The 11,608-nt window shown below is 58.5% G+C and carries 7 protein-coding genes and 2 pseudogenes; 2 read left to right on the forward strand and 7 right to left on the reverse strand.

Features of this window, described 5'->3' with window-relative positions; all coding sequences use genetic code 11:
- Positions 1–12: 12 nt before the first annotated feature.
- The 5 genes and pseudogenes from G3N95_RS11660 to G3N95_RS40525 all read right to left on the reverse strand — a co-directional run.
- Positions 13–1,110, reverse strand: a complete 1,098-nt coding sequence (locus G3N95_RS11660; RefSeq protein ID WP_241018417.1) for a glycosyltransferase family 1 protein — start codon at positions 1,108–1,110, stop codon at positions 13–15.
- 139 nt (positions 1,111–1,249) lie between these two features.
- Positions 1,250–3,673: a polysaccharide biosynthesis tyrosine autokinase gene (locus G3N95_RS11665; protein ID WP_241018420.1), complete on the reverse strand. Its 2,424-nt coding sequence runs from the start codon at positions 3,671–3,673 to the stop codon at positions 1,250–1,252.
- A 54-nt stretch (positions 3,674–3,727) separates the two neighbouring features.
- Entirely contained in the window at positions 3,728–4,762 is a 1,035-nt protein-coding gene (gene gmd / locus G3N95_RS11670) for a GDP-mannose 4,6-dehydratase (protein WP_205970143.1), read from the reverse strand.
- Positions 4,763–4,959: 197 nt separating this feature from the next.
- Positions 4,960–6,078: pseudogene (locus G3N95_RS40520) on the reverse strand (glycosyltransferase family 4 protein); the annotation flags it as partial.
- A gap of 117 nt (positions 6,079–6,195) precedes the next feature.
- Positions 6,196–7,116 (reverse strand): annotated as a pseudogene (locus G3N95_RS40525) (mannose-1-phosphate guanylyltransferase); the annotation flags it as partial.
- A 402-nt stretch (positions 7,117–7,518) separates the two neighbouring features.
- Between G3N95_RS40525 and G3N95_RS11680 the strand changes: the two are divergent.
- Positions 7,519–8,139, forward strand: coding sequence for a phosphatase PAP2 family protein (locus tag G3N95_RS11680; RefSeq protein ID WP_205970145.1), 621 nt, complete (start codon positions 7,519–7,521; stop codon positions 8,137–8,139).
- On the opposite strand, the gene G3N95_RS11685 is transcribed toward G3N95_RS11680, so the two are convergent.
- Together G3N95_RS11685 and G3N95_RS11690 are read right to left on the reverse strand one after the other, a co-directional pair.
- Complete coding sequence (locus G3N95_RS11685) at positions 8,126–8,881, reverse strand: helix-turn-helix transcriptional regulator (protein WP_205970146.1); 756 nt, start codon at positions 8,879–8,881, stop codon at positions 8,126–8,128. The two genes, G3N95_RS11680 and G3N95_RS11685, sit on opposite strands and share 14 nt — an antisense overlap.
- Before the next feature lie 241 nt (positions 8,882–9,122).
- The gene (locus G3N95_RS11690) at positions 9,123–10,124 is read right to left on the reverse strand and encodes a helix-turn-helix domain-containing protein (protein WP_205970147.1); all 1,002 of its coding nucleotides are present in this window, start codon (positions 10,122–10,124) and stop codon (positions 9,123–9,125) included.
- A 949-nt stretch (positions 10,125–11,073) separates the two neighbouring features.
- On the opposite strand from G3N95_RS11690, the gene G3N95_RS11695 reads away from it, so the two are divergent.
- A complete protein-coding gene (locus tag G3N95_RS11695; protein WP_205970148.1) occupies positions 11,074–11,547 on the forward strand; it encodes a hypothetical protein in 474 nt (157 codons plus the stop codon).
- Positions 11,548–11,608 lie beyond the last annotated feature (61 nt).

Raw genomic sequence — 11,608 nt, forward strand, 5'->3', positions numbered from 1 at the left:
GAGCGGAGCGCACTAGCGCGCGCGGCTGATCGTCTCCAGCAGGCGGCTCGCAGACTTCGCCCACTGATATTGCTTCGCGTGTTCGCGACCGCGGGTTCGATACATGGCGCGCATTGGCGCGTCGTTCATCATCGCCGTCATCTTCTCCGCGATGTCCTCGACGGAATAGGCGTCGCAATAGAGCGCGGCGTCGCCGCATACCTCCGGCAACGAAGCCTCGCGAGACACGATCACGGGACAACCGCAATACATCGCCTCCAAAGGCGGAAGCCCGAACCCTTCATAAAGCGAAGGAAACACGAAAAAGGCCGCGTTCTCATACAGCGCCTTCAATTCGTTGTCGGACACGTAGCCCGCCCAGACCACCTTCTCCGCCTCGCCGCCGGCACTGGTTCCGCTGTTGCCGAAGATGCGCGCGTTGTTTCCGCCTGCCAGCACGAATTTGAAGTCGTCGCGCAGTTCGAGCCGCTCGATTGCCGCAAGAAGACGTGCATGATTCTTTCCGCCGGCAAGGCTGCCTACTGCCAGTCCATAGCGGTCCTTCTTCAGATCGAGGCGCGAGACCACACCGCTATCGCTTTCTATGCGGCCGAAGTGATCGGCGGCCAATTTGACGACGGAAACCTTGGAATCCGGCACTGCAAGCGCCGCGCGAATCCGTGACTTGGAGAACTCCGACACGGTGACGATATGTCTCGCATTGAGTTTCAACGAGAAGAAGACGAACCTGTACCACCATCGGAACTTCCTCGAATAGCCAGACGGTGCATCGAACACAGCCATGTCATAGATCATCACGACATGCCGCCGCTTGATGACCGGGCCGACGTTGCAAAGGCTAAGCAGAATGTGACGCCCCGATGCGAACGGCAAGGCCAGTTGCTCCCAAAGCGTTCCTTTGAGCCACGAAAATGCCGTTCGGGTCTTGAACGGTGCGGTCGCTGTTTTGGCATCGACGGGCACGATCACCGAAAATTGCCTATGCTCCGCCTTTGCACGCTGTAGCGCGGTGGCGAATTCGTAGGCGCAGCGCTGCACGCCCGTCATCCGTTGGCTCATGAACTTGCCGTTGATGACGAAGTCTTCGTCCGGCGCGTCGCGTTCCGCCATGACTCCGTTTCCGGATCGGTCGGAGATGACGCTCCCTGATGCCGTAGAAAGTGCACCAGGATCAGTTCTATGTGGCGTATCGAGCATGATTTCCCCCTCTACCGTGATCTACGGAGCCGATGCGACCATCGCGTCGGACCTACGCATTGCGTTGCATCTGGCTTGCAGTTGCGGTGTAAGCGCTCGCATAGGCATGCCATCGCTTTTCACTCCGCCGTTGCGGCATCGCGTTGAAGACAGCGCCGATGAGATTGGCGCCCGCGCGATCGAGGCGCCTCAACGTCTCTTCCAGTTCGGATTGGGTCTGCACGTTCGGACGAAGCACCAGCAACGTGGCGCCCGCATGCGCGGCAAGAATGTTTGCGTCCGTTACGGCGAGAACGGGCGGTGTGTCGACGATGACGAGATCGAATTGCTCGCTGGCAAGCTGAAGCAGGTTCCGCATGCGCTGGGTCGCCAGCAACGCCGATGGATTAGGCGGATACAGGCCCGTCGCGAGCAGAGACATACCGTCGATGCAGGTAGGCTGAATCGCGCGCAGCGGCATGACGTGACCCGCCAGCAGCTCGGCGAGACCGTTCGACGCCGGCAGCCCGAAATGCGAGGCGAGCACGCCACGACGCATATCGGCATCGATCAGCAAGACACGCTTGCCTGTCTCGCTGGCGAGCACGGCGAGATTCGCCGAGACGAAGCTCTTGCCGGTGCCGGGCGTCGCGCCCGTCACGAGCAGGATCTTGTTCGGCGCAAGAGCGACCGCGCACTCCAAAGCCGTCCGCACATCGCGCAACTGTTCCATCGCCAGATCCGCCGGCCGATACAGGGCCAAAGGCGTTCCTGTCACGTGCCGCTTTCTCGCGAACGACGGTGATCTGGCGTGGTTCGATGCGTCGTGCGACGCACGATGAAAATGAGCACCGATACCTGGCTCACGAAGCCCTTGAGACTCGATTCCGGCAGCGTCGATTGCGCCGACGTGATCGGGCGTATGCGACTCGCCGCCCATCTTGTCGCCTGCGTGTGTCTCCGGCGACGCAATACGTTCCGCGCCATAGTCGAGCCGCGCCTGCTCGTTGCTGAACCGGATCGCACCGAACACCGGCAAGCGCAAACGCCGTTCGACGGAAAGCGGCTCGCGTACGCCGTTGAAATACTGCTGTCGCACGAATACGAACAACACGCCAAGGATCACACCCGCTCCAGCACCCGACACAACGATCAGAAGACGCTTCGGCTTGACGGGCTTCGACGGCCACAGTGCCGTGTCGACGATATGCACGTTGCCCAGCGTCCCCGCCCGCGTCACGTCCAGTTCGTGCGACTTGTTGAGCATCGCGAGGTAGATGTCATTGGCCGCCTTTACGTCGCGGGTCAGGTCGGCTGTCGTACGCACTGCTAGCGGCAAGGTGCTGAAGCGGGCTTCGAATCCTTCCTTTTCGCTGATCAACTGCTTGAGCTGATTGTCGGCTGTCCGCACCTGAGCGCTGTCGGCTGTGAACTGCTCGAGCAGCCGCGTGCGTTGCAGTCTCACATTGGCAATCTCGCGCGCGAAGTCGAGACTGCCCTGCAAATACATCGTGCTCTCGGGATCGGGCTTGATCGTCCCGACTGCCGTCTGGTAGTCGCTCAGGCGCACTTCCGCCTGCCTGAGTTCATCGCGCAAGCGCGGCAGTTCGCCGTCGACGAACGCCAGCGTCTCGCTCGCTTCTTCACGCCGTTGCGCGATGTGCGCGGCGACATAGGTTTTCGCAATTGAATCGGTGACGCGCATGGCGAGCAGAGGATCGCTGCTTTCGTAGAGGATCTGGATGACGCCCGTGTCTTTGCCCAACTCCATCACCTGCAATTGCCGATGCAGCCGCGCAATCGCATCGACATCGCTATACCGCACGACCGTGAAGTGTGTGCCCGGCCGCGCCGCCATGCGGTCCACCGTGATCGACACGCCGTCGCCCGTGGCCGGGACGCCCACCGTGCCCGCGAGAATCGGGCGCCCGTTCTGGTCATCGAGCCGGTATCGTCCGCCTTCGAGCACCAGCATCCTGAGCGGCTCGTTCTCCAGATCGCGCGGTACTCGCAGCGACGTCAGATGCACGTCCTCACCGCCCCATGCAAATGACCGAAGGCCGAGAACGGGTGGCATGGGTGTGCCACGCGTCGCGAACAAGCCGGTGATTTCCGCGAGCAAAGGCACCTGGCGCGGCGTGACCGAAACGTTCAGCCGGTACTGTTCGATCACCGGCAGCAACACGTTGCGGCTCTGAACCATTTCGATCTCGACGTCGGTCGGCAGCTTCAGAGGGACCGGTTGTGCAACCTGCGGCGCTTGCAAAGCAATGCCGAGTCCATTCGGGTTCGGCAGATCGACGCGCAGTACTGCGTTGGCGTCATACATCGGGGTCGCGAAATACGCGTTCAGAATCGACGCCACGAACACCAGTGCGGCGATAAACGTCACGACCCCGATGTTGTCGACGATCAGCCGCCCCAAGTCACCCGCGACGAACGCATCTTCATCGCCGCGGCCCGGCTCACCCTTCATCCCGATGTTCCGTACGCTCAAGTTCGTACTCCTTTAGAACGAAATTGCTCGTTTGCACATCCGTGATCGATAAACTCAGAAGGAACTGCCTTTCTCGTTCCGAGCAAGGTCTGCATCGACCATCATCTTGCATAGATCTTCAAGTGTGGTCTTACATTCCCACCCAAGTTTTTCCCTTGCTTTTCCCGGATCGCCGACCAGAAGTTCTGCCTCGGCAGGACGATAGAACTTCGGATTGACGCGCACTCTCACCGTGCCGTTTGAGATGTCGATGCCTTCTTCCTGCGCGCCGCGGCCGCGCCACTCGATCTGCGTTCCCGCTGCCTTGAACGCCATCGTGACGAAGCGGCGCACCGTCTCCGTACGATTGGTCGCCAGTACGAAGGTCTCCGGCTCGTCCACCTGGAGCATGCGCCACATGCCATGCACGTATTCCTTCGCGAAGCCCCAGTCACGTTTGACATCGAGATTGCCCAGTTCAAGCACATCCTGCTTTCCGAGCTTGATCTTAGCGACCGCGTCAGTGATTTTTCGCGTGACGAATTCACGTCCGCGCAGCGGCGATTCGTGATTGAACAGGATTCCGGGCGACGCAAAGATGTTGTACGACTCCCGGTAGTTGATCGTGAGCCAGTGCGCGTAAAGCTTTGCAACGCCATATGGACTGCGCGGATAAAACGGCGTTTCCTCGTTTTGAGGCGCCGCCCCGACCTTGCCGAACATCTCCGATGTCGACGCCTGGTAGTAGCGAATGGACGAATCGAGTGTGCGGATCGATTCGAGCAGATGAAGCGCGCCCGCGCCCGTGATCTTCGAGGTTGTAACGGGCTGTTCGAACGAAGCGCCGACGTAGCTCTGGGCAGCGAGGTTATAGATTTCGCGTGGCTTCGTTTTTTCGATCAGGCGTATCGTCGCGCCAAGATCCGTCAGATCACATTCGACAAGATGAAGATTGGGATGCCCCAGCACGCCTAGTTCTTCCATGCGCCAGAAATTCGACGTGCTTCTGCTGCGAAAGGTGCCAAACACCTCGTAGCCGCGTTCGAGCAGCAGTTGAGCAAGATAGGCGCCGTCCTGTCCGGTGATGCCCGTAACAAATGCATTCGTCAATTTCCTCTCCTTTGCCGGAATTTCGCGGCAGGTTCGCGATGCACGGTCTACAGCGTTGGTCGGATTCCTTCCACTCGAACACCCCGTAGGCGCACGCACGAGCGCCTGCAGCCGACGCTTCAACTTTGCAGAATGCGATGCGCCGGGTTGGCGGACCATACGAGATCGAGATCGCGTAACGAACCGATGTGATGTGAGCGCCCGCGGCTCGCCGCGATCGTCGTGCCGACCTCGTGCATGAATGCGTGTTTGAAAGCCGCGACCGAAAAGCGCTCGGCGTTCGCACGGCAAACGGCGGCACTGATCTGCTGCCCCTGACGTTCGAAACAGTCCACGGCCTCTAGCAACGACGCCGTGCTCTGCCGGAAAAAGTGCACCCCTGTCGGATGCGGTTTGCCAATGGGCGTAACGGTTTCCAGTGCACCGCCTTTGCCGTATGCAATGACCGGCGTACCGCAAGCCTGGGCCTCGACGACCACGATGCCGAAATCTTCCTCGGCCGCAAAGACGAAGGCCTTCGCGCGCTGCATGTGATCCTTCAAGACCTCGAACGACTGGTATCCCAGCAGCGTGACGTTCGGCCCTGCTTGCGCACGGATTTTCTCCATTTCCGGTCCATCGCCAATCACGACGAGACGCCGCTCCGGCGTTTTCGAAAACGCCTCGACGATCAGATCGACGCGCTTGTAGGGAACCAGGCGCGACGCGGTGAAATAGAAATCATCCTTCTGACTGCATACATCAAAGCGCTCGACGTCAACGGGTGGCGCGATCACCGTCGCTTCGCGCCGATAGGTTTTCATCATCCTGCGTGCGACGAAATCTGAGTTCGCGATCAGACTGTCGACGCCATTGGCCGAACGTGCGTCCCAGCTTCGCATGTAGTGCAATAGCGCACGCGCAGCCCAGGACTTCGGTCCTCGCGTCAGATGCGACTCGCGAAGATACTGATGCTGAAGATCCCACGCATAGCGCATCGGTGAATGCACATAGCTGACGTGAGTCTGGTCGGGACCAACGAGCACCCCTTTTGCTACGGCATATGAACTCGTAATGACCAGGTCGTAATCGGAAAGGTCGAATTGCTCGATCGCGAGCGGCATCAGCGGAAGATATGCGCGATATCTACGCCTCGCAAAGGGCAGCTCTTGAATGAACGAGGTCGTCACGACCTTGCCGCAAACAGGATCGCGGTCTTCGAGAAAGTCGACGAGGCTGAAAAGATCCGCATCGGGGAAGCAACGTATGATCTGTTCGAGAACTTTCTCTGCGCCGCCAGCCGTCACGAGCCAATCGTGGACGATCGCCACTTTCATGTTCTGCACATCGCTGATCGTCGCTGCGCTACCGGTTGCCAATGCGCGGTCCTGAACGACGCCGCGTTGCGCCAACTCGTCGTAACCGTCGCCCGGCACGCGGGCGGAGCCCAGATCGGCCCAACCCGCATCGAGCAGCACAACGACACCTGGCGGCAGTGATTCGTCGATGCCGATCCGTTCCATCACCAGATGATCGATCGACGCCGGCGGTGAACGGTTGAAATGCTGCGGACTAACGTAGAAATACGGCGCATCGCTCATGCCGTTTTCGATAGCTTCTACGCACGCACGGTACATGGCGGGCTGAAGCCGATTGACGGCCTCGAGCCACACTTTCGCGCGCATGACGAATATGCCGCTATTCCACCAGTAACCGCCGGACTGCACGTAATCTGTGGCCAACTCGGCGGCCGGCTTTTCGACGAAACGCTCGATGTTGCGTGCCGTGCCTGCTAGCGACGCACCGAACCGGATATAGCCGTAGCCCGTCTCGGCTCGCGTGGGCGGCACGCCCAACGTCACGATTGCGCCGTCGGCGGCATAGCGTGCGGCAATCGAGATCGCTCGCTGGAAAGCCTCGACGTCGGCGATCGCATCGTCGACCGGCATGGCGACGATGATCGGATCGGCACCGTCGCGGGACAGGGCCGCTGCGGCAAGCGTGAGCGCGGGGGCCGTGTCGCGCCGCGCCGGCTCCACCACGATCGAGGAATGAACGCCCGCGGCACGGGTCTGCTCCTCGGTAATGAACCGATGCTCGTCGCCGCACACCACGACAGGAACAGGAGCCAGGCGCCACGGACCGGAAAGATTCCGCGTGCGCGCGACGGTGGCCTGCAACAGCGAATTGTGCCCAAGCAAACCGGCCAACTGCTTTGGGTACTGCTCTCTCGACATCGACCAGAGACGAGTGCCCGCTCCACCCGCAAGTATCACCGGCACCATTTCGACGGAATCGGAATGCAGGAACGCGTCGCTCTCGCAAGCATCGTGGCCGTCATGTTTCTCCATCATCTTTTCGTCACGCACGATCATTTTTGGACTCCTACGTGAATTACCGGCCGCGGCTAGCGCAATTGTCTACGTGAGCATCTGAACGGGAAAAAGCACTCCTATAACTGCATTGAAAGTCGCATCGCAAACCGTACGAAACTGACATCCCTGCTTGATTCACTGATGCGTTTATATGCAGTGCATCATACTTGACAGACCACGCTTCAATATTCATTGGCCGAATCGTGCCCGACGTTGTCTGATCCGTTTGCACACAGGTGGCAAAGACGCGACGCTAAAGACAGAGGAATAGATAACATTTGTATGACTTGAATCGATTACGTCATTTAACTGTCAAATTGCACATACCAATTCGTTTGCAACGCGAAATATTTATGTTCATGCTCTGCAATACACTTAAGTCATTCGAAAAAGGATCAACGAATGTGGCTGGCTATCAGCAATCTCGGGGACGCGGCCTTGACACTGCCACTCGCCGCCGTATGCATCGCCTGGCTGACGCGCTCGCTAACGGGGTCGAGGGTGGCCTTCTTATGGTCCGTTCTGCTTGTTGGCGCAATGTCGCTTGTCGGCCTGAGCAAGGTTCTCTATGCGGGCTCTGGCATGCAGATAGAGGCAATCAGCTTTCGCATGATTAGCGGACATACCATGTTGGCGTCGGCGGTATGGCCAATGTCGTTTCTGCTCACGCTGCACGACGGCAGAGCAAACAGACGGAGCGCGGCATTGTATTCGGGCGTCGCCATTGCCACACTGATCGGCGTCTCACGTGTGTTCGATGAGGCGCACTCGGTGTCGGAGGTCATAGCAGGCTGGACGCTCGGCCTGCTCGTGACGGTATTGTTGATGCGCCAGAAGCCGCCGCTATTACCGACCAGACTGCGCCCCTTCGTGGCGGGTTCGCTGTTGACTGTATCGGCCGTCGCGTACGGACATCATGCGCCGATCCAGGCGGCAATCGACAGGTACTCGCCGCTGCTCTGGGCAGGCTTCGGCAAGAACAATCCGACAGACGCTTGCCGGGCTTGCCTCAAGCCTCGGTGAGTGCACGCGAGCTCTTTCCGTTCTGGAATCGGTATTCGGTTGGCGACATGCCAAAACGCTTTCGAAAGATCTTCGCAAGGCGGGTTCCGCTCGTCATTCCACAGCGCCGCGCAATCTTGTCTACGGGGAGTTCGCTTTCGATGAGCAATTGACAGCTCTTTTGCAGCCGCGTTTGCAGCAGGTACTCAGAAGGCGTCATGCCGAACTCCTGGCGAAAGCGCCGCAGAAAGTTTCGCTCGCTCATTGCTACAGTGCGCGCGACATCCGCGACTGTGACGACGTGCTCCAGATTCGACTTTAGAAAGCTCGCCGACCCGTGGATCCTTTCGGGGATTCCCGCTTCCTCGGACGTAGAATCCCGTTGCACATGCGTCGCTCTTTCACCGAACTGAAAATGTACCTGTACTGCTTGCGTACACGGATTTTCAGTACCCGCTCCCGTCAACAACCATCCTTCGACGAACATCTCATACGGCGGCGGCCCTTGCTCCACCACCGATGCGAGAAGGCGGCAAGAAAATGGCCGAAGCAACAGTCGCATTCCATCATGATTCGTGGAGACCACCAAGGGGGCGTCGGTCGCTACGGATTCGATCAGATGCACTTGCCGTTCAACGGCGTGCTCGACAGGTATCGAAACGGTAGCCGGCAACATCTGAGCCGGGACGTCTGACACCGCATGATGATCGTTCCAGTACTTCCCGGCCACGAGGGCCGGGTCCTTCTCTTCGAACTTGCTCATTTCGCTTCCTCGTATTCAACGTGGCCACGAAACTGCCGCTACAGACGAAGTGGCCTCTCATCACCGAGAAGCGTGGGATCGACCTATCCCACGTCACACGAATGAAATGTACGGAGCTTCAATCGAGCACCTGAAACTGAAGGCGCGCAATGCGAGCGCGAACCCGGTGCTACGGATAAGAGATGGACGCAACTGAATTTGCAATCCACAAAAAACCACAAGACTTTTTGGGCTGCGTAAGCTAGATACCTGCTTCCCGCCGTGTTTTTATCCGGTACTCGGTCGGCGACACATTCAATTGCCGCCGAAATACCTTTGCCAGCCGATCGCCGCTGCTCATTCCCGTATGCCGCGCGATCTTGTCGACGGGCAACTCGGAATGCGTCAATAAGCTGCAAATAATCGAGAACCGTGCACGCATCAGATAGGCGGAAGGCGTGACGCCCACTTCCAGCTTGAAGCATCGCTGAAAATTTCGGGTGCTCATGTCGACCACGCGTGCCGCATCTTCGATTGAGATCGGACGCTGGCAATTTTCCGTCAACCAACGCGCCGCGATTTGCACCCTGTCGTCGGATTCGCTATCCGGACTGCCGCCCAAAAGCGGTGACAGCGCCGGCAAGGTGTCAGGCATCACATATTCGGCGACGCTGCGCGCACACGCATCGCCAAGATCACGCTTGAGCAGGATCAGCGCGCCCTTCATGAGTTCGAGTCGAACAGTCGTGCGTTCACCCTCCTCGCCGTTCGACTCGCCCACTGCGCCGCTCTCGAAGCCGACGGGTTGCGGCTCAGCATTTGCGCATGCCAATTGAAACAGCGTATGACCTTCACCGAGCGGCCGTACTGCGATCATGTTCGCGTGTACGCGACGCAACCACGCAATGAGACGTTCGTCGCGTGACGCGGCATTTGCACCGGCGCCATCCGAGACGAACAACGCATCGAAACCCTGGCAGTGCCACGAATCGAGCCCATCCGTCCAGACGCCGATCGAGGACGAACATCTCACGTTTCCGCCCGTTGCGGATAGAAAGCCGAGTTCATATCTCACGTTGAGATTCGCGTTCGACGCGACTTCGTTCGCGGCCTGAAAAATCTCGCCGATCATGACCGTCACCGCAAACGAACAATCTTCGAATAACAGGATTGCCACGCGACGCGTGACAGGCGTGCACTGCACATTGGGTTCGGGCATTTGCACCCAATCCGTTAAAGGTGATTCCAGACTTGCACACGTCATGAGCCTTCCCCTTGACCATTGCGGGTATGGAAAGAACTGGGTAGATGCGCACGAAAGGCCACATCCCTGGCTTTTTGAACGTTCAGGCGATCGTTACTGCAACACTCCCGTCTTAGATGGCAGACGACGTAGTGTTGCCTCGGGAGATTTCACTGCCATTACCAACTACGATGACCGAAAAAGGCGGGCGTATTGTTCTTTCGATGCACCAACTGACAGCCTTTGTGCCCTATCAGGCGTGGCCTTTTTAGACGCCAGACCCTCTGCGTCGGAAACTGCTTATTTGCGGTGCATCATAGATTGGATGCGTTGCGCATCCTTATTTGTGTCGCGAATTTCCGATAGCTTGTCGGATGTTCCTACACTTTGTTTTAATTCGGTCGCCAATCATGGTTCTAGAGTGGCCTTTCTGCGTGTAGCGGCAATCTTCTGACGTTAATGGATCGTGTTTGTTCGTGACCGATTTTTGCACTGAACAAACTGGTAGCAAGATCGGCAGTGCATTCATTTAGGTCAACAATGTGACGGCCGTTTCAAGTGCTCATTTTCGGTGCCCTGCACTTTCTGGAAGCACGCTTGACGTGCATGCCGTTAGTGCTGTTCGTGTGGCGCAGGCTTCAATGTTTTGCGCATGAAGTGTCGTTCGCGCTTGCAATGAAATCCTGAAAGGCGCGTAAAAGAAATAAAGGCCCGGCTCACTCGAACGAGGACGCAAGCCGCCCGTTGATCCGCCAGACGATCGACGCAGAAATCGGTCCGCATCGCAGGGCGAGCCGCGAGAACCGGCGAAGCGCCAATACCGAAAGGTGTACAAGTTGCCATGGCGACGATCGCGACCGGATTCCACTCAACTATAGGCACCGTCAATCTCCTACGAAGCGCAAGCGAAAATGCGTAACCTGCGTCAGGCCCTCAACGCTTCGATGACCGCGCGCAAGCCGGCGGGCTGATGTTTTCTGCTCGGGAAGTAGAGGAAGATGCGTTCTTCAAGTGGGCACCACTCGTCAAGACACCGTACGAGCCTGCCGTCCCGCAAACAGGATTCGGCACGCTGCTCTCAGACGTACGCGAGACCGATTCCACGCGCGGCGGCATCCACCATGAGTTCCTGACTGTCGACGGTGAGCGGACCGTCCACCTCGACATGAAGGAATTCGCCATTCGTCTGAAACTCCCATTGCAGAATCGTGCCGCCCGGAAACGCGTAGCGGATGCAGATATGCTCATTCAGGTGGTGAGGCGTAGACGAAACGCCGTGTTTCTCGAGTACGCGGGTGAACCGACAACAGCAAAGCGCAAATTGGAGCGAATGCGCACGGCAACCATATCCTGCGACAGCCGTTCGCCAAGACGGATCCCTGCATCGAACCCTTCTTCAACAATATCGGCCGAATCGGGTCAACCGCCCGGCCTCCCCTCATAGGCCATCCCTTCAGGCGGCACCATAAAGACGATGCCATCGGCGACATTCAAATGGCCCCCGA

The sequence above is a fragment of the Paraburkholderia sp. Tr-20389 genome (assembly GCF_017104565.1).
In the GTDB taxonomy this organism is placed as follows: domain Bacteria; phylum Pseudomonadota; class Gammaproteobacteria; order Burkholderiales; family Burkholderiaceae; genus Paraburkholderia.

Excerpts from the sequence above, each read along its gene's own strand:
- G3N95_RS11660 (WP_241018417.1), bottom strand. The coding sequence starts at position 1,110 with ATGGCGGAACGCGACGCGCCGGACGAAGACTTCGTCATCAACGGCAAG.
- G3N95_RS11680 (WP_205970145.1), top strand. The coding sequence starts at position 7,519 with ATGTGGCTGGCTATCAGCAATCTCGGGGACGCGGCCTTGACACTGCCA.
- G3N95_RS11685 (WP_205970146.1), bottom strand. The coding sequence starts at position 8,881 with ATGAGCAAGTTCGAAGAGAAGGACCCGGCCCTCGTGGCCGGGAAGTAC.
- G3N95_RS11690 (WP_205970147.1), bottom strand. The coding sequence starts at position 10,124 with ATGACGTGTGCAAGTCTGGAATCACCTTTAACGGATTGGGTGCAAATG.
- G3N95_RS11695 (WP_205970148.1), top strand. The coding sequence starts at position 11,074 with ATGTTTTCTGCTCGGGAAGTAGAGGAAGATGCGTTCTTCAAGTGGGCA.